This is a genomic window from Pseudonocardia sp. EC080619-01 (genome assembly GCF_001420995.1).
Taxonomy (GTDB): Bacteria; Actinomycetota; Actinomycetes; order Mycobacteriales; family Pseudonocardiaceae; genus Pseudonocardia.
Window position 1 is genome coordinate 5,447,745 of the sequence record NZ_CP012184.1, and the last position, 20,826, is coordinate 5,468,570.

General features: G+C 74.4%; 19 protein-coding genes. 9 read left to right on the plus strand and 10 right to left on the minus strand.

Going from position 1 to position 20,826, the window contains the following annotated elements; all coding sequences use genetic code 11:
* The first annotated feature begins 11 nt into the window (after positions 1-11).
* Positions 12-1,538, plus strand: coding sequence for an aldehyde dehydrogenase (locus AD017_RS25520; protein ID WP_174521772.1), 1,527 nt, complete (start codon positions 12-14; stop codon positions 1,536-1,538).
* On the opposite strand, the gene AD017_RS25525 is transcribed toward AD017_RS25520, so the two are convergent.
* A complete protein-coding gene (locus AD017_RS25525; RefSeq protein ID WP_060575005.1) occupies positions 1,535-2,626 on the minus strand; it encodes an IS630 family transposase in 1,092 nt (363 codons plus the stop codon). The genes AD017_RS25520 and AD017_RS25525 overlap by 4 nt on opposite strands.
* Positions 2,627-2,686: 60 nt before the next feature.
* On the opposite strand from AD017_RS25525, the gene AD017_RS25530 reads away from it, so the two are divergent.
* The 5 genes from AD017_RS25530 to AD017_RS25550 all read left to right on the plus strand — a co-directional run bounded on the left by AD017_RS25530 (position 2,687) and on the right by AD017_RS25550 (position 6,903).
* Positions 2,687-3,211, plus strand: coding sequence for a flavin reductase family protein (locus AD017_RS25530; RefSeq protein ID WP_060575802.1), 525 nt, complete (start codon positions 2,687-2,689; stop codon positions 3,209-3,211).
* Positions 3,208-4,341: a 3,4-dihydroxy-2-butanone-4-phosphate synthase gene (ribB, locus tag AD017_RS25535; RefSeq protein ID WP_060575803.1), complete on the plus strand. Its 1,134-nt coding sequence runs from the start codon at positions 3,208-3,210 to the stop codon at positions 4,339-4,341. Before AD017_RS25530 ends, ribB begins: the two co-directional genes overlap by 4 nt.
* Complete coding sequence (locus AD017_RS25540) at positions 4,338-5,771, plus strand: NAD-dependent succinate-semialdehyde dehydrogenase (RefSeq protein ID WP_082398928.1); 1,434 nt, start codon at positions 4,338-4,340, stop codon at positions 5,769-5,771. Before ribB ends, AD017_RS25540 begins: the two co-directional genes overlap by 4 nt.
* A 33-nt stretch (positions 5,772-5,804) precedes the next feature.
* Positions 5,805-6,518 carry a GntR family transcriptional regulator gene (locus AD017_RS25545; protein ID WP_010228177.1) on the plus strand — a complete coding sequence of 238 codons (714 nt, stop codon included), beginning with the start codon at positions 5,805-5,807 and terminating at the stop codon, positions 6,516-6,518.
* Between the two features lie 88 nt (positions 6,519-6,606).
* Positions 6,607-6,903, plus strand: coding sequence for a YciI family protein (locus AD017_RS25550; RefSeq protein WP_010228175.1), 297 nt, complete (start codon positions 6,607-6,609; stop codon positions 6,901-6,903).
* A 54-nt stretch (positions 6,904-6,957) separates the two neighbouring features.
* On the opposite strand, the gene AD017_RS25555 is transcribed toward AD017_RS25550, so the two are convergent.
* The 6 genes from AD017_RS25555 to otnK form a co-directional block, all read right to left on the minus strand.
* The gene (locus AD017_RS25555) at positions 6,958-8,202 is read right to left on the minus strand and encodes a CoA transferase (protein WP_227012583.1); all 1,245 of its coding nucleotides are present in this window, start codon (positions 8,200-8,202) and stop codon (positions 6,958-6,960) included.
* Positions 8,203-8,283: 81 nt separating this feature from the next.
* Entirely contained in the window at positions 8,284-8,628 is a 345-nt protein-coding gene (locus tag AD017_RS25560) for a DUF202 domain-containing protein (RefSeq protein WP_010228170.1), read from the minus strand.
* Positions 8,625-9,035 (minus strand): YidH family protein, encoded by a 411-nt coding sequence (locus AD017_RS25565; RefSeq protein ID WP_050802332.1) that lies wholly within the window; start codon positions 9,033-9,035, stop codon positions 8,625-8,627. Before AD017_RS25565 ends, AD017_RS25560 begins: the two co-directional genes overlap by 4 nt.
* A 55-nt stretch (positions 9,036-9,090) precedes the next feature.
* Positions 9,091-9,882 (minus strand): DeoR/GlpR family DNA-binding transcription regulator, encoded by a 792-nt coding sequence (locus tag AD017_RS25570; protein ID WP_010228166.1) that lies wholly within the window; start codon positions 9,880-9,882, stop codon positions 9,091-9,093.
* 2 nt (positions 9,883-9,884) lie between these two features.
* Positions 9,885-10,547: a class II aldolase/adducin family protein gene (locus tag AD017_RS25575; RefSeq protein WP_060575805.1), complete on the minus strand. Its 663-nt coding sequence runs from the start codon at positions 10,545-10,547 to the stop codon at positions 9,885-9,887.
* Positions 10,544-11,779, minus strand: coding sequence for a 3-oxo-tetronate kinase (gene otnK, locus AD017_RS25580; protein WP_060575806.1), 1,236 nt, complete (start codon positions 11,777-11,779; stop codon positions 10,544-10,546). The genes AD017_RS25575 and otnK overlap by 4 nt, the downstream gene beginning before the upstream one ends.
* A 119-nt stretch (positions 11,780-11,898) precedes the next feature.
* Here otnK and AD017_RS25585 point away from each other — a divergent pair, with 119 nt between their 5' ends.
* Positions 11,899-13,221, plus strand: coding sequence for a homoserine dehydrogenase (locus AD017_RS25585; protein ID WP_060575807.1), 1,323 nt, complete (start codon positions 11,899-11,901; stop codon positions 13,219-13,221).
* Complete coding sequence (locus AD017_RS25590; RefSeq protein ID WP_060575808.1) at positions 13,218-14,570, plus strand: SLC13 family permease; 1,353 nt, start codon at positions 13,218-13,220, stop codon at positions 14,568-14,570. Before AD017_RS25585 ends, AD017_RS25590 begins: the two co-directional genes overlap by 4 nt.
* Positions 14,571-14,946: 376 nt before the next feature.
* Here AD017_RS25590 and AD017_RS25595 read toward each other — a convergent pair whose 3' ends face one another.
* Positions 14,947-15,864 (minus strand): LysR substrate-binding domain-containing protein, encoded by a 918-nt coding sequence (locus tag AD017_RS25595; protein ID WP_010226470.1) that lies wholly within the window; start codon positions 15,862-15,864, stop codon positions 14,947-14,949.
* Between the two features lie 83 nt (positions 15,865-15,947).
* Here AD017_RS25595 and AD017_RS25600 point away from each other — a divergent pair, with 83 nt between their 5' ends.
* A complete protein-coding gene (locus AD017_RS25600) occupies positions 15,948-17,279 on the plus strand; it encodes an aspartate aminotransferase family protein (protein WP_060575809.1) in 1,332 nt (443 codons plus the stop codon).
* 70 nt (positions 17,280-17,349) lie between these two features.
* Here AD017_RS25600 and AD017_RS25605 read toward each other — a convergent pair whose 3' ends face one another.
* Together AD017_RS25605 and AD017_RS25610 are read right to left on the minus strand one after the other, a co-directional pair.
* Positions 17,350-18,885 carry an APC family permease gene (locus tag AD017_RS25605; protein WP_060575810.1) on the minus strand — a complete coding sequence of 512 codons (1,536 nt, stop codon included), beginning with the start codon at positions 18,883-18,885 and terminating at the stop codon, positions 17,350-17,352.
* A 137-nt stretch (positions 18,886-19,022) separates the two neighbouring features.
* Positions 19,023-20,804, minus strand: a complete 1,782-nt coding sequence (locus AD017_RS25610) for a CocE/NonD family hydrolase (RefSeq protein ID WP_060575811.1) — start codon at positions 20,802-20,804, stop codon at positions 19,023-19,025.
* Positions 20,805-20,826 lie beyond the last annotated feature (22 nt).

Genomic DNA, 20,826 nt, shown 5'->3' on the forward strand with positions numbered 1-20,826 from the left:
GCGCTGGCCCCATGACCACGACACCGGACGCCCCCGCCGCGCCGGAGCGGCGGACCACCCCGCTGCCGCGCCACGACCACCTCATCGGCGGCGAGCGGGTCGCGCCGGCCGACGGCGCCTACTTCGGCAGCGACAACCCGACCACCGGGCAGCCCTGGTACGAGGCCGCCCGCGGCACGGCGGCGGACGTCGGCCGCGCGGTCGAGGCGGCCCGCACGACGTTCGAGTCGCCCGGGTGGCGGCGGATGTCCCGGACCCGGCGCGGTGCCCTGCTGCGGCGGGTCGGGGAGCTCGTCGGCGAGCACGCCGAGGAGCTCGCCCGCACCGAGAGCACCGACAACGGCAAGCTGCTGCGCGAGATGAGGGCCCAGCTCGCCGGGCTGCCCGAGTACTTCTTCTACTACGCCGGGCTCGCCGACAAGATCCAGGGCGAGACGATCCCGGCGAGCAGCGTCGACGTCCTCAACTACACGCTGCGCGAGCCGGTGGGCGTGGTCGGCGCGATCACCCCGTGGAACTCGCCGCTCACACTGACCGTCGCCAAGCTGGCGCCGCTGCTGGCCTGCGGCAACACCGCCGTGGTCAAGCCCTCGGAGTACACGAGCGCCTCGATGCTCGCGCTCGCCCCGCTGTTCGAGGAGGCGGGCTTCCCGGCGGGCGCCGTGAACGTCGTGACCGGGTTCGGCGGCGAGGCGGGTGCCCCGCTCGTCGACCACGACGACGTCGCCAAGCTGTCCTTCACCGGGAGCACCGCGACCGGGTCGTGGATCGCCGAGCGCGCCGGACGGCGCCTGGTGCGCGCCGGGCTCGAGCTCGGCGGCAAGTCCCCGCAGCTCGTCTTCGCCGACGCCGACGTCGCGAGCGCGGCCAACGGTGTCATCGCGGGGATCTTCGCCGCGGCCGGGCAGACCTGCATCGCCGGCAGCCGGGTGCTCGCCCACCGGTCGGTCTACGACGAGCTCGTCGAGCGTGTCGTCGAGCGGGCACGCACGATCCGGATCGGCGACCCCCTCGACGAGGGCACCGAGCTCGGGCCGCTCGCGATGGCCGCCCAGCTCGCCAAGGTCGAGGAGTACGTCACCGCGGGACGCGCCGAGGGCGGCGTCGTCGCCCACGGCGGCGGACGCCCGGACACCGGGCTCGGCGGCTGGTTCCACGAGCCCACCGTGTTCACCGGCCTCGGCAACGACACCCGCATGTGCCGCGAGGAGATCTTCGGCCCGGTCGTCGCGATCATCCCGTTCGACGACGAGGAGGCACTGCGGATCGCGAACGACACCGACTACGGCCTCGCCGCCGGCATCTGGACGCGCGACCTCGCCCGCGCCCACCGGGCCGCGGCCGCCCTGGACGCCGGCACGGTCTGGGTGAACATGTACCGCGCGATGTCCCCCCTGTCGCCGCGGTCCGGGTTCAAGGCCTCCGGTCTCGGTGTCGAGCACGGCACCGAGGTCGTCCGCGAGTACACGCGACTGAAGAGCGTGTGGATCAACACCAGCGACGAGCCCGCGGGCGACCCGTTCGTCCTGCGGTCCTAGTGTCCTGAGTCAGGGATTCGCTTCAGATATCGGGTGAGTCGTTCGAGAATCTCGTCCGCGGTCTTGGTCCACGCGAAGGGCTTGGGGTTGTTGTTCCAGCCGGCGATCCAGTCGCGGATGTCGGCTTCGAGGGCGGGGACCGAGGTGTGCACGCCGCGGCGGATCTTCTTGGTGGTCAGCTCGGCGAACCAACGCTCGACCAGGTTGAGCCACGACGATCCGGTCGGGGTGAAATGCAGGTGGAACCTCGGGTGAGCCACCAGCCAGGTCTTGATAGCCGGGGTCTTGTGGGTGGCGTAGTTGTCCAGCACCAGGTGCACGTCCAGCTCGGCGGGGACCTCGCGGTCGAGCCTGGTCAAGAACGTGCGGAACTCGCTCGCGCGATGGCGGCGATGCAGCGACCCGATCACCTTCCCGGTCGTGACCTCGAGCGCGGCGAACAACGTCGTGGTTCCTGCCCGCACGTAGTCGTGGGTCAGTCGCTGCGGGATGCCGGGCATCATCGGCAGCACTGGTTGGGACCGGTTCAAGGCCTGGATCTGGGATTTCTCGTCCACGCAGAACACCAGCGCCCGCTCGGGCGGGTCAAGGTAGAGACCGACGACGTCGTGGAGTTTCTCGATGAAGTACGGATCGGTGGACAGCTTGAACGTCTCGGCTCGGTGCGGGGCCAACCCGAAGGTGCGCCAGATCCGCGAGATCGTCGATTGGGACAACCCCGAATGCTCGGCCATCCCGCGGGTCGACCAGTGCGTCGCATCAGCCGGTTTGGACTCCAACGTCGTGGTGATCACCTCGGCGACCTGAGCGTCGGTGACCGTGCGCGGACCGCCCGGACGGGGCAGGTCCCCCAGCCCGGCGATCCGGTGAGCAACGAACCGGGCACGCCACCGGCCCACCGTGTGCGCAGCCGACCCCGTCTGCGCCGCGACTTCCTTGTTCGTCGCGCCCGAAGCGCACGCCAGGATGATCCGACACCGCAGCGCCCACGCCTGCGGAGTCGACCCGCGGCGAATCCATTCCTCCAACGCTGACCGCTCATCGTCGGACAGGATCAGCTCGGCCTTGGGTCGTCCGGTCCGTGCCACCAGACCACCTTACAAATATGTCGCGAACTCGCGACTCATGACACTAGGAGGAACGCACCGATGTCCGAGCTGATCCCCACCATGGCCGATGGGGCCGTCGACGCCACCGGGCTGCGGCGCGTCTTCGGGCGGTTCCCCAGCGGCGTCACCGCGGTGTGCGCGCTGGACGACGACGGCACCCCGGTCGGGATGGCCGCGAGCTCGTTCGTGGCCGTCTCGCTCGACCCGCCACTGGTCGGGCTCTGCGTCCAGCACACCTCCACGACCTGGCCGCGGCTGCGCGACCGGGCCCGGATCGGCCTGTCCGTGCTGGGCGACGGGCAGGACCGGGCCTGCCGCGCGCTCGCGTCGAAGCAGGGCGACCGGTTCGCCGGACTCGACCTGCACCCCACCGACGACGGTGCGCTGCTGCTCGGCGGGGCGTCGGCCTGGCTCGACTGCTCGGTCGAGCGCGCCGTGCCCGCCGGTGACCACGACCTGGTGCTCCTCCGGGTGCACCGGCAGTGCACCCACCCCGGCCGGGGCCCGCTGGTCTTCCACGAGAGCGGGTTCCACGCGCTGGCCCAGCTGGAGACGGCGTCGTGACCGCGGTCCTCGAACCGGCCGGGGCCCCCGCCGCGGCGCGGTGCGACGGGGTCGCCGGCGCGCTCGCCGCCCTCCGGGCCGGGCGGCCCGTCCTCGTCGTCGACGACGCCGGCCGCGAGGGGGAGGGCGACGTCGTCCTCCCCGCCGCGCTCGCCGAGCCGTCGTGGGTGGCCTGGACGGTCCGGCACACCTCCGGTTTCCTGCGCGTGCCGATGGAGGCCGCCCGGGCCGACGAGCTCGACCTGCCCCCGATGGTGCGGCACGACACCGGCCACCACGGCACCGCGTACACGGTCTCGGTGGACGCCGCCACCGGCGTGGGCACCGGGATCAGTGCCCGGGACCGGGCCCGCACCGCCCGGGTGCTGGCCGACCCGGCGAGCGTCGCACGCGACCTGACCCGGCCCGGGCACGTGTTGCCGCTGCGCGCCCGGCCGGGCGGCGTCCTCGAGCGGGCCGGGCACACCGAGGCCGCCGTGGACCTCTGCCGGCTGGCCGGCCTGCCGCCGGTCGGCCTGATCGCCGAGCTCGTGACCGGTCCCGGCGACCCCGGCGCCGGCCGCACCGCGGACCGGGCCGAGATCGACGCGCTCGCCGGCCGGCACGACGTCCCCGTGCTGGACGTCGCGCGCCTCGTCCGGCACCGCCACCGGCACGGCGTGCGGCTCCGCCGCAGCTCGCGGACGACGCTGCCCACCGACCACGGCCCGTTCGACGTCGTCGGCCTCCTCGACGAGCCGACCGGCGCCGAGCACCTCGCGCTGCTGAGCCCGCACGCCGCCACCGACCGTCCCACCCTCGCGGTCCACGTCGAGTGCGCGGCGGGCGAGGTGTTCGGCGGCCGGACCTGCCGGTGCCGCCGTGAGCTGGACGACTCGCTGGCCGCCGTCGCCCGCACCGGCGGCGCGGTGGTCCACCTCCGGGCACCGGCCGGCGGCCGGGCGTCCGGCGGATGCGGGGGAGGGGACTTCGCCGGCGCCGCGGGGATCGCCGCCGCGGTGGCCGCCGAGCTGCGTCTCACCGCGGTCCGGCTGCGCCCCGGCCCGCTGCACCCCGACGACCTGCGCGCCGGAGGGATCGACGCCGTCCCGGCCGCCCCACCCCACGACGCCCCGCGGAGACCACGATGACCACCACCCTGCCCGGGCACCCGCTGCTCGTCGGCGGCCGGCCGGTCGCGACCGAGCGCGAGCTGGCCGTCGCCGATCCCGCGACCGACGAGGAGATCGCGCGGGTCGCCGACGCCGATCCCGCCCACGCCGTCGCCGCCGCGGACACCGCCGCGGCGGCACTGCCCCGCTGGTCCGGCCTCCCGCCCCGGCGCCGGTCGGAGATCCTCGCCACCGCGCACCGGCTGATGGTCGGACGCACCACGACACTCGCCGCCCTGATCAGCCGCGAGTCCGGCAAGTCCACGGCGGACGCCGTGGCCGAGGTCGGTTACGCGGCGGAGTTCTTCCGCTGGTTCGCCGAGGAGGGCGTGCGCCCCGACGGCGGTTTCGGCACGTCGCCCGACGGCCGTAGCCTCACCGTCGTCACGGCGCAGCCGGCGGGCGTCGCCCTGCTGATCACGCCGTGGAACTTCCCCGCCGCGATGGTCACCCGCAAGGTCGCGCCCGCGCTCGCCGCCGGCTGCACCGCGGTGCTCAAACCGGCCGCGGAGACGCCGCTGACGGCACTGGCGATCCGGGACCTGCTCGTCGAGGCGGGCGCCCCGGAGGACGTGCTGACCGTGCTCCCGACGACCCGCGCCGGGGACGTCGCGGCCGCCCTGCTGGAGCACGACGCCGTCCGGAAGCTGTCCTTCACCGGGTCGACGCCGGTGGGGCGGCTGCTTCTGCGGCGGGCCGCCGAGCGGGTCGTGAACTGCTCGATGGAGCTGGGCGGCGACGCGCCCTTCGTGGTCTGCGCCGACGCCGACGTGGAGGCCGCCGTCGCCGGGGCGATGACCGCCAAGCTCCGCAACGCCGGGCAGGCGTGCACGGCGGCGAACCGCTTCCTCGTGCACGCCGCCGTCGCCGACGAGTTCGTGGAGGCCTTCGCCCGGGCGGTGACCGGGCAGCGGGTCGGGCCCGCCTCCGAGGAGGGCACCACGATCGGCCCGCTCATCGACCACCGGGCGGTGCGCCGGGTGAACGCCCTGGTCGACGACGCGGTCCGGGCCGGCGCCGTCCCGGCACACGATCCCGCCGGGATCCCGGCGGCCGGCTCGTTCGTCGCGCCCCTCGTCCTCCGCGACGTCGCCCCCGGCTCGCCGCTCGCCGGGCAGGAGATCTTCGGCCCCGTCGCCCCCGTGACCACCTGGACCGACCCGGCGGAGATGGTGCGGATCGCCAACGCCACCGAGTACGGGCTGGCCGGTTACGTGTTCACCCGGGACGTGCGAGCCGGGACGGACATCGCGCGCTCGCTGCAGTGCGGGATGGTCGGGCTGAACCGCGGGGTCGTCTCGGAGCCGAGCGCGCCGTTCGGCGGCATGAAGCAGAGCGGCCTGTCCCGCGAGGGGGCACGGGAGGGGATCCGGGCCTTCCTGGAGACGCAGTACCTGGCGATGGCCTGACGGGACCCCTGGCATGCAAGTTAGGGTCCCGGCATGGGTGTGGTCACGGAGCGCGGCGGGCCCTCGACCGGCAGTGGCCGGGGCGCGCAGGCCCGGGTGCTGGACGGGTTGCGCGAGGCCATCGTCAGCGGGGCCCGGCAGCCGGGGCAGCCGCTCTCCGAGCTCGCGCTCGCCACCGAGTACGACGTCAGCCGCACCCCGGTGCGCGAGGCGCTCAAGCAGCTGCAGATCGAGGGTCTCGTCGAGATCCGGCCGCGGGTCGGGACCTTCGTGCGCGTGCCGAGCCGGCGCGAGCTCGTCGAGCTGTTCGAGCTCAAGGAGATGCTCGAGGGCATGGCGGCACGGCTGCTCGCCGCACGGGGCGACACCCCGGTGCTGGACCGGCTGGAGGACAACCTCGAACGGTCCGGCGCGGCCGTCGACGCCGGTGACGCGGGCACCTACGCCGACCTCGTCCACGAGTTCCACGAGCTCGTCGTCACCGGGGCCGACAACACCCGGCTGACCGCCCACTACCGCACGCTGATGAACCAGCTCGCGTACCACCGGCTGGTGTCGGCATCGCTCACGCGGCCCGGCCGGCTCGGTGCGTCGCTGTCGGAGCACCGGCGGGTCCTGGACCTGGTGCGGGAGAAGGACGGCTTCGGCGCCGAGTTCGCGATGCGCGATCACGTCCGCTCCAGCGAGCGGGCGACCATGTCCCTCGACGACCCGCTGCGGACCGCCCCGCCCACGGACGGGGACTGATGCCCGGAGACGGGCGTGCGGTGCACCCGCACGTCGGACGACCGGCCTGACCGTCCCGCGGCCGCCGGTGATGTTGCAGGATGGTGCCGTGCCGACATTCGCCGTGATCTACACCTACACCGACGACCACGACCGCAGGCTCGCCACCCGCGACTCCCACCGCAGCTACCTGGCCGAGCGGCCCGAGCTGCTCGTCGCCGGTGCATGGGCGCCGGACGAGCCCGCCGGCGGTCTGCTGGTCTTCAGCGCGCCCGGCCGCGACGCCGTGCAGGCCATCGTGGACGGAGACCCCTACACCGCCGCCGGCGTCATCGCCGACGTGCAGATCCGCGAGTGGGCCCCGCCGCTGGGCCCGGTCGCGGGGGCGCTCACCGGCTCGGGCTGACGGCGCAGGCGTCCTGCCGGGCGGGCCCGGAACGGTCGGGCCCGCGCGGTGCGGTCAGCCGACGACGCCGCGGTCGTGCAGCGCGCCGATCTCGGCCTCGGACAGCCCGAGCTCACCGGCCAGCACGTCGTCGGTCTCCCGGCCGAGCTGCGGCGCGTTCCCGGGGGCGCCGTGTTCGCCGTCCCAGCGGATGGGGGAGCGGGCGGTGATGCCGCTCGCCCCGCCGGGCAGCGTGAGATCGGCCAGCAGCGGGTGGACGCCCGCCCGGTGCTCGCCGGCCACGTGCGTCATCCCCTGGTAGCGGCCCCACAGCACGCGCGCGTGGTTGAGCTCGGTCTCGACGGTCGCCGAGTCCCGGGCGAGGAACCACGGCTTGAGCACGGCGGCGATCGTCTCGCGCAGCCGGTAGCGCTCGGTCTCGTCGGCGAGGTCGGCGTCGAGCGCCTTCTCCAGGGCGCTGAACACGGCCTCGGTGCCGGTGACCGTGACCAGCGCGTTCCACTGCCCCGGGGTGAGCGCGACGACCATGACGCGTTCCCCGTCGGAGCAGGCGAAGTCCACGCCGAAGCTGCCGTAGACGTGGTTGCCGTGCCGTGGCCGCTCGTGACCGTGCTCCTCGGCCTCGGACAGCCAGCCGAGGTTCGCGACCCCGGCGAGCGCGACGTCGGACAGCGCGATCTCCGAGTACACCCCGCGCCCGGTCCGGGTCCGCTGGTGCAGCGCCGCGAGCACCGTGGTGGAGACCGTGAGGCCGGTGACCAGGTCCCAGGCGGGGAGCACGTGGTTGACCGGTGCCGCGCCCTCCTCGCTGCCGGTGATCTGCGGGATCCCGACCTCGGCGTTGACCGTGTAGTCGACCGCGGGGCGCCCGTCGGGGTAGCCCTGGACGCGGACGTGGATCAGGTCCGCGCGGCGGGCGGTGAGGGCGTCGTTGGCCATCCAGCGGCGGCCGACGACGTTGTCCACCAGCACCCCGCGGTCCTCGCCGGGGGCGGTGGCGAGGGCGAGCACGAGCTCCCGGCCCTCGTCGGACCGCATGTCGACGGTGACCGAGCGCTTGCCCTTGTTGAGCGAGGCCCAGTAGTACGAGTCGCCGGTGCCGTGCCCGGCGGCCGGCCAGCGTCCGTGGTCCGGGCCGCCGCCGATCGGGTCGATCCGGATGACCGAGGCGCCGAGCTGGGCGAGGGTCATCCCGCCCGTCGGTCCGGCGACGAAGCTCGCGCACTCCACGACCCGCAGGCCGTCGAGCGGGCGCGGGAGCCCGGCGGCGGGCAGGTCCTCGGGGGATGGTGTCGTCACGTCCGGTTGCACCTCTCGGGTCGTTCACGTGGGGTCGTGCGGGGTCCACCGACATCCTGCACCGGTGCGACGCGGGTCGGGTCAGCCGGCGAGCACGAATCCGAGCGCGGCGACCGCGAACAGCACGCAGGCCAGGGCGGTGCACAGCATCGACACCCCGCCCCCGACGAGCGGTGTGTGGTCCGAGGCCAGGGTCCGGTGGACGTGCAGGTAGCGGCGTTCGGTCATGACCAGGAGTCCGACGGCGACGGCGAACCCGACGACCCCGGGCAGCAGCAGGAGCAGGTCCCCGGAGTCGCCCGGCAGGATGCGCATCGCGACGAGCGAGCCGGCCGCGAGGGAGATCGCCGTCCGCCGCCAGGCCAGGCCCGTGCGCTCGGGCTGCAGGCCGGCGTCGAACAGCGGCCCGGTGCGCTCGGAGCTCATCGGAGCAGCACGGCCAGCCCGACGAGGACACCGGCCGCGACCACCGCGATCCCGGTGGGGAGCGCCAGCGCGGGCGGCGGCAGCGGTCGTCGGAGACGCAGCGCCCGCTCGGTGGTGTACCAGCCGACCCACGCCTGCACCGGGGTGAGCAGCCCGGCGACGATCAGCAGGACCGACGCCGCGAGCCGCAGGCCCGGCTGCAGGTCGAGGCCGAGGGCCTCCAGTGCGACACCACCGGCGACGAGTGCCAGCGCGGTCCGGATCCAGGCGAGGAAGGTGCGCTCGTTGGCGAGGGTGAACCGCGGGTCGGGCTCGGTGCCCGCACGGAACAGCCGGGCCGGGAACCGCCGGTCGCGCCGTTCCGGCTCGACGGGCGTGCCGTCCGGTCCCGGTTCCGATCTTGCCACGTTCCCGAGGGTAGCTCCGGTCCCGGCGGGCAGCGGCCGGTGCCCACCGGCCGGCTCAGCGCGCTGCGGCCGGGACCCGGACGAGCTCCGCACCGGACCCCTCGATCTCGCCGGCCGCGGCGTCGCCGAGGCCGTCGTCGGTGATCACCGTGTCGACCTCGTCGAGCCGCAGCACCCGGTAGCGGGCGAACCGGCCGTACTTGCTGCTGCCCGCGACCAGCACCGTGGACCCGGCGGCGGCCAGCGCCGCGCGCTTCACGTCGACCTTGGCCTCGACCGGCGTGGTGACCCCGTGCCCGACGTCCCACGAGCTCGACGACAGGAACGCGACGTCCAGCGACAGCTCCTTGAGCGCGAGGGTCGCGAGCCGCCCCGCGGTGGACCGGTTCTCCCGCTCGACCCGCCCGCCCAGGCAGATGAGGTCCACTCCCGGGTGGTCGAGGAAGTCGGCGACGGTCGCGAGGTCGTTGCTGACCACCGTCAGCTCGCGCAGGTGCCCGAGGTGCGGGCGCATGGCCTGCACGGTGGTGCCCGCGTCGAGGTAGACGGTCATGCCGTCGGTGACCATGGCGGCCGCCGCGACGGCCATCGCCTCCTTCTCCGGCCGGTCGGCCACCGCCTTCTCGTCGCGGTCCGGCTCGCGCAGCAGCCGGCTCGCGAGCCGCGCACCGCCCGGTGTGGACTCCACGGCGCCCTGCTTCGCGAGCGCCTCGACGTCGCGCCGGACGGTCATGTGGCTGACGCCGAGCTGCTCGGTCAGCTGGTTGAAGCTGAGCACCTGCGACTGCCGGAGCAGCCGGAGGATCTCCTGCCTGCGTTGCTCGGGGATGAGCGGCGGGCTCGCCATGGCTACCTCCTCGACGATCCGACTGTAGTGCGCCCGCCCCACGGGCTCGCCCACCGCCGGGCCAGCTCGCGGGTCGCGTCCGGGGTGAGCCCGCGGCGCGGCAGCCCGGTGGTGAGCAGGGCGATCCGGCACGCCTCCTCCAGCTCGACGGCCATCTCGCACGCCTGCGCCGCGTCCGCCGCGGCGACGACGGAGCCGTGGTTGGCGAGCAGCGCCGCGCGCAGCTCCCAGGGGCACCCGCGCAGGTCGTCGCCCAGGCCGGGATCGCCCGGCGGCCGGTAGGGCAGCAGCGGGGTCTGCCCGACCCGCATCACGTAGTACGGCGTCAGCGGCGGCACCGCGCTCGCGTCGGACCACGGTTCCAGGCAGGACGCGGCGACGGCGTAGGGGGAGTGGACGTGCACGACGGCCCGGTGCTCCGGGTCGCGGGCGTAGAACGCCAGGTGCAGCGGCCACTCCTTCGACGGCCGGGCACCGTCGAGGTGCCTGCCGTCGAGGTCGAGCACGGCGACGTCGTCGGGGCCCAGCCGGCCCAGCGAGGTCCCGGACCCGCTGACCAGGACCCGGTCCCCGTCGCGGACGCTGATGTTGCCGCTGGTGCCGGGGCTCAGCCCATCGGCGACCACCCGGGCGCCCGCGGCCAGCAGCGCGTCGACGGCGTTCACGCGAGCACGTCCCAGGCCGAGGTGAACAGGTCGTCGGGACCGAAGTTCCCGCTCTTGAGGGCGAGGGTGACCGCCCGGCCGTCCGCGGTCGTCGCGGCCGTCCAGCAGATGCCCGGGGCGATCTCCGGCCCGATCCGCAGCAGGCCGGCGCCGAGCGACCGGACCACGGCACCGCTGGTCTCGCCGCCCGCGACCAGGAGCCGGGACACGGTGCCGTCGGCGACGAGCGCGTGCCCGGCGGCCGCGAGCACCGCCTCGACGGCGGGGGCGACGGCGGCGCCGTCCACCTCGGCGACGACGTCGCCCGGCTCCGCGGTCGCGTAGACGACGGGCGCGGAGCCCACCGGCTGCTCCCGCACCCAGGCCGTCAGCCGCGCGGTCTCGGCGTCCGGGTCCCGCACCGCCGTCACCGGGTCGATCCGGAGCGACGGTGCGGTGCGGGCGGCGTCGGCGACCTGGCGCCGGGTCGCGGCGGAGGCGCTGCCGCACAGGGTCAGGCGGACCCGTCCGGGGGCGGCGGGGCGCCAGTCGTCGGCCGGGGTCCCGGGATCGGGCAGCCCCAGGGCGAGCCCGGAGCCGCCGCTGACGACGGGTGCGCCGGCGACGGCCGCGCCGAGGACCCGCAGGTCGTCGTCGTCCACCGTGTCGACGACGACGTAGCGGCCCGCCGCCTCCGCGAGCGCGGCGCGTACCGCGCCGGGGCCCCGGCGGACCGTGGCGAGGTGGATCTCGTCGACGGCGTGCGGGGTCTGCGGGGCGAGCAGCTCCGCGACCCGGGAGCGGGTCATCGGCGTGAGCGGGTGGTGCCGCATGGGGGAGCGTTCCAGCAGCTCGGCGCCGACGAACAGATGTCCCTGGTAGACGGTGCGGCCGTTGGCGGGCAGCGCCGGCGCGACGACGACGGTGCCGGCCCCGGCGCGGTCGGCGACGGCGTCGAGCACCGGGCCGATGTTGCCGCGGTCGGTCGAGTCGAACGTGGAGCAGTACTTCACGTAGAGCCGGTCGGCGCCCCAGCCGCGCAGCCGGTCCACCGCCCGTTCCGACGCGGCGACCGCCTCGGCGACGGGCGCGGTACGCGACTTCAACGCCACCACGACGGCGTCGAGCCCCTCGCGCACGGCGGGATCCGGGTCGTGCTCCTCGATCACCACGGCCACGCGGTGACCGTTGCGGCGGAGCATGATCGCCAGATCCGTGGCGCCGGTGAAGTCGTCGGCGACGGCTCCGAGCATCGGATGAGCCTCCTTGTGAAAATCTGGGGCATGTTTGTAGAAATCTAGATCCTGTGTCAGAGTCACGCCACCCCCGGTCCGGCCGGGGGACGAGAGTGCGGTGCCAGATTGGAGCAACGGTGATCCATCCCCATTCCGCACGGGCCCATGCGCCCGTCCGGATCGCGCTGACCGGGGCGAACGGCGGCTACGGCCGCACGTTGCTCGCCCAGCTGCGGCAGACACCGGAACTGGTGCCGGCCGTCCTGGTCGATCCCGACGTCGACGGCCTGGAGCGGACCCTCGCCGAGCTGGGCCCCGGCTCCGGCGGCCCCACGGTGCTCACCGACGCCGCGGACGTGCCCTGGGACGGTGTCGACGTCCTCGTGGAGGCCACCGGGCGGATCGACGTCGGGACCGCCTGCGCCGCGGCGGCCCTCGACCATGGCGTGCACGTCGTCATGGTCTCCAAGGAGGTCGACACGGTCGCGGGCGTCGCCCTCGCCGAGCGGGCCCGTGCCGCCGGTCGCGCCTACCTCCCCGCCGACGGCGACCAGCCCGCCAACCTGATCCGCCTCGTCGACTGGGTGTCGGCCACCGGGCTGGAGATCGTCGCGATCGGCAAGGCGGGGGAGTACGACCTCGTCCTCGACCCCGCGGCCGGGACCCTCGTCCAGAACGACGTGACCGTCGAGGTGCCGGCCCTGGCCGGGCTGCTGGAGCTGGGCACCGACGTGCGGGCGACCCTCGCGGCCCGCGCCGACGCCGTCGCCGGCCTGAAGCGGTCGGCCGCGGCCGACCTCTGCGAGATGACCGTGGTCGCCACCCGCACCGGCGCCGTCCCCGACCGGGAGGACCTGCACTACCCGGTCGCCCGGATCGCCGAGCTCGCCGACGTGTACGCCGCACGCGAGCACGGCGGGGTCCGCGAGCACGACGGCGTGGTCGACGTCTTCTCCGCGCTGCGCCTGCCCGGCGAGGCGAGCGTCGCCGGGGGCGTGTTCGCCGTCGTCCGCACCGGCGACCCGGTGACCTGGGAGATGTTGCGCGGCAAGGGGCACGTCGTCAGCCGCGACGGGCGCTACGCCTGCCTCTACTGGCCGTACCACGCGATGGGCGCGGAGACGCCGCTGACGATCCACGCCGCCGTCGACGGGTCCGGGCCCGCACCGCAGCCCCGGCCGACCACCCTGCTGGCCGCCCGGACCGCCGGTGACCTGGAGGCGGGCACGGAGTTCACCGTGACCGGCCACCACCACGAGATCGCCGGCGTCGCGCCGGTGATGGTGACCGCCGAGCCCGGTACCGCGCCGTACTACCTGCTCGCCGGGACCCGGCTGAACCGCGCGGTGCCGGCCGGTGAGCTGGTACGCGTCGACGACCTCGACGGCGCCGACCCGGGGGCGCTCGCCGCGCACCGGGTCGCCGAGTCCGCCATGACCGGGGCGGGGGTGCCGGCATGAGCGCCGAGGTCATCGCGCTGGTCGTGTTCGCGGCGGTGTTCGCGATCTCGGCGATCCGCAACGTGCACATGGGAGCGCTCGCGCTGGTGGCGGCGTTCCTCGTCGGCATCGGGGTGGTCGGGGAGAGCCTCGACGACATCCTCGCCGACTTCCCCGTCGACGCCCTGCTGATCCTCCTGGGCATCACCTACCTGTTCGGCATGGCCCGGGAGACCGGCACCATCGACTGGCTGGTCGACCGCTCGGTGCGCGTGGTCGGCGACCGGGTCGCGCTGCTGCCGTGGGCGATGTGGCTGATCGGCACCGCCGTGGCCTGCCTGGGCACCTCGCACGCCGCGTTCGCGGTCGTGCCGATCGCGATGTCGCTGGCGACCACGCACCGGATCAGCCCCACGCTGATGGGCATCGCGATGAGCTCCGCGATCGTCGGCGGGGCGCTCGCGCCGACCAGCATCAACGGCATCACCGTCGGGACGGTGGCCCGCACGGCCGGGATCCCCTACGACGCCGGCCTGATGTTCTTCCTGTCGGTCGGGGTGAACGCCCTGGTCGTGCTCGTCGCGTTCCTGATGTTCGGCGGGCCGGAGCTGGTGCGGCGCTCGCGGGGTGCCGGGAACGGCGGTGCCGGGACCGGTGGTTCGGGGAGCGGCACGGCGTCGTCGACCGGGGGACCGGCCGGTGGCGGCGTCGCCACGGCGACGCGCGCGGAGACCGAACCGGCCCCGCCCCTGAACGGGCTGCAGATCGGCGTGCTCGCCACGCTCGTCCTGCTGGTGGTCGGGTTCTTCACCCTGACGATCCTCGACGTCGACGTGAACCTCGGCGTCGTCGCGCTCACCCTCGCGGTCGGACTCTCGCTCTGGAACCCCGAGGTCGGTCGCAAGGCCGTGTCGAAGGTCGACTGGGGCACGATCCTGCTGCTCGGCGGGATCCTCACCTACGTCGGCGTGCTCACCCGGCTCGGTGCGATCGACCAGCTCGGGGAGCTCGCCCGCTCGGTGAACGTCCCGCTGGTCGCGGCGATCGTGCTCTGTGTGATCGCCGGTCTGGTGTCGGCGTTCGCGTCCACCATCGGGATCCTCGGCGCGCTCATCCCGCTCGCGGTGCCGCTCCTGGTGGTCGGCGGCGGGCTGGAGACGACGGGCTTCATCTACGCGCTCGCGATCTCGGCGTCGCTGGTGGACTGCGCGCCGTTCTCCACCACCGGCGCGACGATCGTCGCCTCGGCGTCGGAACCGGAGCGCAAGGTGCTCTCCAACCGGCTGACGGTGTGGGGCTTCGCGATGGTCCTCATCGGCCCGGCCTTCACCATCCTGACGATGGTGGTGCCCTTCCTGCTCGTGTCCTGAACCACCCCGCCCCGCCCCGCCCCGCCCCGCTGCCCCGTTGCCACGTTCCGCGGAACGCGGCAAGGGCCGTGGCGCTCACCGAACCTGCCCGCGCTCACGCGATCCGGTGAGCGCGGGCAGGTTCGGTGAGCGGAGCCGATCCGGTGAGCGTGCAGGTCGCGGCCCCGTGGCGGGTCCGGGCGTGGCGACCAGGTCCGGCTGTGTTCGCCGAGTCCGGCACGCTCGCCGAGTCCGGCCGCGCTCACGGAACCCGGCCACGCTCACGCGATCCGGTGAGCGTCGGCGGATCCGGTGAGCGCGGTGGTCGGCGCCCCCGTTCCGCGGGACGCGCAACGGGGGGCGGCGGGGCGGCGGAGGTGGCGGGGCGTCGGGCGGGTCAGGGCGGACCCGGGGCGGACAGGGCTGCCAGCTCGGGATGGTCGAGCAGTGCCTCGACGACGGCGTCGACCGCGGTGCGCAGCCCGCTCGCCCGTCGCCGGACGACGGCGACGTTGCGGTGCACCGGCGTCGTCAGCCCGCGGGTGACGACGGCGTGCCCCGGCGCGACGGCCAGCGCGGGCAGCAGCGCCACCGAGCGTCCCGCCTCGACGTGCTGCAGGAGGAGCAGGTAGTTGCCGAACCGGCACGCGGTGCGGGGCTCGAACCCCGACTCGTGGCACAGCCGCGCCGTCAGCTCCGCCATGTAGGACCCGGGGCGGTCGAGGGCCCACGTCTCCGTCGCGCACGCGGCCAGGTCGACGACCCGGTGCCGGGTCAGCGGATGGTCCGGCGGCAGCACCAGCACCACCGGGTCCGTCCCGAGCGGGACGATCTCCAGGTCACGGTCCCACGGGAACGCGACGTGGTCGGTGGTGGTGACGACGACGTCCAGCTCCCCGGTACCGAGTGCCGGCCCGCTCTCGTGCGGCTCGGACTCGACGAGCTCGACGTGCAGGTGCGGGTGCGACGCCGCCAGCCGCTCCGCGGCGGGGACGGCGAGGGTGTGGATCGCGCTCTGGAACACCCCGAGTCGCACGTTCCCGATCGGCTCGTCGTGCAGGGCGCGCAGCTCGGCCTCGGCGTCGGCCATCCGGTCGAGGATCTCCCGCCCGCGCCGGGCGAGTACCAGCCCGGCCGGAGTGAGCCGGACCCGGCGCCCGGTCCGTTCCAACAGGCCACTGCGCGTCTCGGACTCGAGCACGCCGAGCTGCTGGGACACCGTCGACGGGCTGACGTGCATCGTCTCCGCCACCGCCCGGACGGTCCCGAGGCCGTCCAGCAGGGTCAGCATGCGCAGCCGGTAGGGGTTCAGCACCCACCCATTGTGCGGCCAGGTCGAACAGCAGCGTCGGCATCGTGCGATGGACGCGCACAGAACGGGTTCGTAGCGTCGGACCCATGACGGACACCGCGACCGCGCCCGCCGCCCCGACCGCCGGAGACGACGCCGCCGACCGGCACCTCGTCCGCTACTTCGGCCACGGCACGTTCAGCCCCGGCGTGATCGACCGCGCCGAGGGCTGCTCGGTGTTCACCGAGGACGGCCGCGAGCTGCTCGACTTCACCTCCGGCCAGATGAGCGCGATCCTCGGGCACTCGCACCCGGAGATCGTGGCGACCGTCCGCGACCAGGTCGGACGGCTGGATCACCTGTTCAGCGGAATGCTGTCCCGCCCGGTGATCGAGCTGGCGCGGCGCCTCGCGGAGAGCGTCCCGGCGCTCGACAAGGTGCAGCTGCTCAGCACCGGCGCCGAGTCCAACGAAGCCGCGATCCGGATGGCCAAGCTCGTCACCGGCGGGCACGAGATCGTGTCGTTCGCCCGGTCCTGGCACGGCATGACCGGCGCCGCGGCGAACGCCACCTACGTCGCCGGCCGGCACGGCTACGGGCCCGCGGCCCCGGGGAACTTCGCGCTCCCGGTGCCCGACCGGTTCCGTCCGGACGTCGTCGACGCCGCGGGCGGGCTCGACTGGCGCCGCCAGCTGGACCTCGGCTTCTCGCTGATCGACGCGCAGTCCACCGGTGCGCTCGCGGCCTGCATCGTCGAGCCGATCCTCAGCTCGGGCGGGGTGATCGACCTGCCGCCCGGCTACCTGGCGGCGCTGCGCGACAAGTGCCACGAGCGCGGCATGCTGCTGATCCTCGACGAGGCGCAGACCGGGCTGTGCCGCACCGGTGACCGCTACGCCTTCGAGCGCGACGGCGTCGTCCCCGACATCCTCACGCTGTCCAAGACCCTCGGTGCCGGGCTCCCGCTCTCGGCCGTGCTGACCAGCGCGGAGATCGAGGAGCAGGCGCACGACCGCGGGTTCCTCTTCCTCACCACGCACGTGAACGACCCGCTGCCCGCCGCCGTCGGCAACACCGTGCTGGACGTCCTCGAACGCGACCGCCTGGACCTGCGCGCCCGCGAGCTCGGCGCCCGGCTGCGCACCGGGCTGGACGAGCTGGCGACGCGGCACCCCTCGGTCGGCGACGTCCGCGGGCGGGGCCTGCTGGTCGGGCTGGAGCTGGTCGACGACGGCGAGGCCGGTGGCGCGGGTGCGGACCGGCTCGGTGCCGCCGTGACCCGGCGGTGCGCGGAGCTCGGCCTGCACATGAACATCGTCCAGCTGCCGGGGATGGGCGGGACCTTCCGGATCGCGCCGCCGCTGACCGCGACCGACGCCGAGATCGACCGCGGGCTCGCGATCCTGGACGACGCCCTGACCGGCCCCCTGGGCCGGTGATCACGGATCGGGAGGTGTGGCGGCCACATGTGGCCGGATCCCTTCCCGATCCGTGACCACCGGGGACGGGTCAGGAGCCGCCGTGGGGCGGGTCGCCGGATTCGGGGACCAGGACGGGGGTGCCGGCGTGCAGGAGCTCGCCGCGGAAGAACGCCCGTAGCCGTACCGCGCAGGCCAGCATCAGGGGGACCCCGAGCACGATCATCCCGACGCCGATCACGAAGACCCCGCCGACCGGGCCGAAGCTGGTCTCGCCGTACTCCGGGTCGAGCATGTCGATCGCGCTCTGCACGAACGCCCACACCATGACCAGCCCGCCGAGCAGCGGCAGCAGCCCGCGCAGCAGCAGGTGACGGGCCGAGGTCAGCAGCGAGTCCCGGAACCACCAGACGCAGGCGAACGCCGTGATGCCGTAGTAGAACGCCACGGCCAGGCCGAGCGAGGCGATCGTGTCCTGCAGCGCGTCGTCGCTGACGAGGCCGAGGACGAGGTAGAACGCGATCGCCGAGACGCCCATGACGAGCGTGGCGAAGTCGGGCGTCCGGTTCCGCGGGTGGGTGCGCCCGAACCGCGGCGGCACCGCCCCGTAGACGGCCATCGCCAGCGCCCCGCGGGCGGTCGGCAGGATCGTCGTCTGGGTGGAGGCGGCCGCGGAGATCGCGACCGTCAGCAGCAGGACCGTGGTGAGCACCGGGCCACCGATCGGCGCGCCGAGCACGGTGATGACGTCCTCGGCGTTGGCCGCGTTGCCCAGCCCGATCCCCTCGGCGCCGAGCCCCGCGTAGGACTGCACGGCGACCGCCACCAGCAGGTAGACGGCGAGCAGGATCGCCGTCGCGAGCAGCGCCGCCCGGCCGGGGGTGGAGTCCGACCCGCGGGTCTCCTCGCCGACGGCGAGGCACGCGTCCCACCCCCAGTAGATGAAGATGCACAGGATGACGGCCTCGGCCAGCGCGGAGCCGTCGACGCCGACGGGGTTGAACCACTCCCAGCTCGGCGCGACCGCCTGCGGGCCGGCGTCACCGGTCGCGACCAGCACCAGCGCACCGACGGCGAGCAGCGCGAGGACGGCGATCTGGGCGACGACCAGCACGTTCTGGAACCGCTCGGACAGCACGATCCCGCGGTGGCTGATCCAGGTCATCACCGCGATGAACGCGACGCCGAGACCGACCTTGACCAGGGTGTTCTCGGCGAGGTCGTCGAGCCCGGCCGCCCGCAGCGTGTAGATCGCGGAGATCTCGGCGACGTTGGCCAGGACGATGATCGCCGAGACCGCGACGCCCCAGCCGCCCATCCACCCGACCCACGGCCCGAAGGCCTTGGTGCCCCAGGTGAACGTCGTCCCGCAGTCCGGGACGGAGCGGTTCAGCTCGCGGTAGGCGACGGCGACGAACAGCATCGGCACGAACGCCACGAGGAACATCGCCGGCGCCTTGTCGTGCACGGCGAGCACGACGTAGCCGAGGGTGGCGGCGAGGCTGTACGCCGGTGCCGTCGCACCCAGACCGATCGCCGTGTTGCCCCACAGCCCGATCGCGCCCGTCCGCAGTCCCTTGCCCGGGGTTCCGGCGAGGTCGGTACCCGCCGGTCCGGGAGCGGTCAACCGGTCGCCCCGATGATCACGTGGTGGTTCTCGGTCACCGGGCGATGGTAGATGTCCCGGCCCGCCGGTGGCTGCCCGCTGTGACGGGGCCACCACCGGCGGCGGTCCTGATGGGATGTCCTCCGTGGTCCGGTGGGTCAGCCGGTGTGGTGCGGGAGCGTCACCGAGGACGCGGTGTCCGGACCGGACAGCACCTCGATGCGGGCGCCGTCGGCGTCGGGCAGCGGGCCGGTGGCGCGCGGGTCGTGCCCGGTCACCGTGACCCGGATGCGGTGCCCGGCCGGGACCTCGTACGACGTCGGCAGCATCGCGAACCGCAGCCGCACCGCCGCGCCGGGCGTGACCGGGGCGGCGTCGGCGGCGTAGGCGCGGTGCCACGGCACGCCCTCGGGCAGCGTGTAGGGCGCGGGGTGCTCGGCGCGCAGCGAGATCCGCTGCCGGCCCTCGGTGATCACGGTCGTCCGGCCGTCCGGGGCGACCTCCTCGAGGTAGGCGAACACGTCGCCGTCGCGACGGTCGGTCCGTACGGTCAGGTCGGCGACCGGGGTGCCGGTGAGCTCGGTGGCCGCGTCGAGCACGGGACCGGTCCAGCTCGTCCCGCTGCCGGGGATGTGGCAGGGCTGGATCGTGGAGCCGCTGCCCGGGTCGGTGGGGCACTCCGCCGCGGTGTCCACGGTGAACCCGCGGGCGCCGGGTGCGGCCGAGCCGAGGACGCCGTCGCCGCCGAGCGTCGTGGGCTGCGGGGCGGTCCCGGCCGGGGGCCAGCTCTGCGCCGCCGTCCACTCCAGGCCGGTGGCGTCGGCGGCGTCGGACCGCGGGGTGGCGTAGTGGATCGGCGGTTCGGCGTCGATGCCGGTGTCGATGCCCTTGAGGTGCTGGTCGAAGAACCGGTGCGCCTCCTCGACGAGCCCGAACCCCGCGTTCTCGCAGTGCTTCCACGGCCCGACGAGCAGCCGTGAGCCGGGCACGTTCAGCAGTGTCGCGATGCCCTGGCCGCGGAGCTCGTCGTGCCAGCCGCCGATCACGTAGACGGGGACGTCCGCCGCCCGGACCTGGTCGGCGTAGCTGCCGACGCTGCCCTCGGACCAGAACCGGGACTGCGTCGCGGAGGTCCAGCTGTCCCGGTACGGCATCCCGCGCCACATGTCCGCGAGCGGCGTCGCCCTCTGGTGCTCGACGGCGGCCTCCCGCAGGAGGGTCTTGTCCTCGTCGCCGTCGACCGGGGTGTTCGCGAGGTCCTGCTCGACGGTGCGCGACGGCCCGAAGCCCCACTGGGCGGAGATGCCGCCGACCCGCCACGCGTCGTACTTGTCCCAGGAGAAGCAGCCCGCGAGCACCGCCTTCAGGTGCGGCGGCCGGACGGTGAGGGTGTGCATCGCGGCGTCACCGGTGTTCGAGCAGCCGTAGACGCCGACGTTGCCGTCGGACCAGGGCTGCGCGGCGAGCCACTCTGTGACCTCGTAGGTGTCGTTCGCCTCCAGCCGGTCGTTGTAGCCGCGCCGCACCCCGAAGGACTGGCCGTTGCCGCGGCGGGCGACCTGGGCGACGACGTAGCCGTGGTCGGTGAGCGTCGGGATCGTCTGGATCCCGCCGGTCTTCGGGCCGGCGCCGTCCTCGGGTTTGCGCTCGGTCGAGAGGCTGTGCTGCCACAGCACCGGGAACGGCCCCGGCGCGGCCCGCCCGTCGACCGCCGGCCGGTCGAGCTTCACCGCGAGCCGGGTGCCGTCGCGCATCGGGAGGAGGAACGACTCGGTGATCCGCTCGGTGAACTGCTTCTCCGGTGCGTAGGACCCGAGTGCGGAGTCCGCGGTGGCGACCGCGGGGCGTGGCACCACGAGCAGTGCGATGCCGAGGGCGGCCACCAGGCCGAGGACGACGAGTGCGGACACGAGCAGTGTCCGGCGGCGGTTTCCGGGCATGGCGGAGCCTCCGTGCAGCGGT

What these genes read in the sequence shown, in the direction of transcription:
- AD017_RS25520 (WP_174521772.1), top strand. Translation starts at nt 12, where the DNA reads ATGACCACGACACCGGACGCCCCCGCCGCGCCGGAGCGGCGGACCACC.
- AD017_RS25530 (WP_060575802.1), top strand. Translation starts at nt 2,687, where the DNA reads ATGTCCGAGCTGATCCCCACCATGGCCGATGGGGCCGTCGACGCCACC.
- AD017_RS25540 (WP_082398928.1), top strand. Translation starts at nt 4,338, where the DNA reads ATGACCACCACCCTGCCCGGGCACCCGCTGCTCGTCGGCGGCCGGCCG.
- AD017_RS25545 (WP_010228177.1), top strand. Translation starts at nt 5,805, where the DNA reads ATGGGTGTGGTCACGGAGCGCGGCGGGCCCTCGACCGGCAGTGGCCGG.
- AD017_RS25560 (WP_010228170.1), bottom strand. Translation starts at nt 8,628, where the DNA reads ATGAGCTCCGAGCGCACCGGGCCGCTGTTCGACGCCGGCCTGCAGCCC.
- AD017_RS25570 (WP_010228166.1), bottom strand. Translation starts at nt 9,882, where the DNA reads ATGGCGAGCCCGCCGCTCATCCCCGAGCAACGCAGGCAGGAGATCCTC.
- otnK (WP_060575806.1), bottom strand. Translation starts at nt 11,779, where the DNA reads ATGCTCGGAGCCGTCGCCGACGACTTCACCGGCGCCACGGATCTGGCG.
- AD017_RS25590 (WP_060575808.1), top strand. Translation starts at nt 13,218, where the DNA reads ATGAGCGCCGAGGTCATCGCGCTGGTCGTGTTCGCGGCGGTGTTCGCG.
- AD017_RS25600 (WP_060575809.1), top strand. Translation starts at nt 15,948, where the DNA reads ATGACGGACACCGCGACCGCGCCCGCCGCCCCGACCGCCGGAGACGAC.
- AD017_RS25610 (WP_060575811.1), bottom strand. Translation starts at nt 20,804, where the DNA reads ATGCCCGGAAACCGCCGCCGGACACTGCTCGTGTCCGCACTCGTCGTC.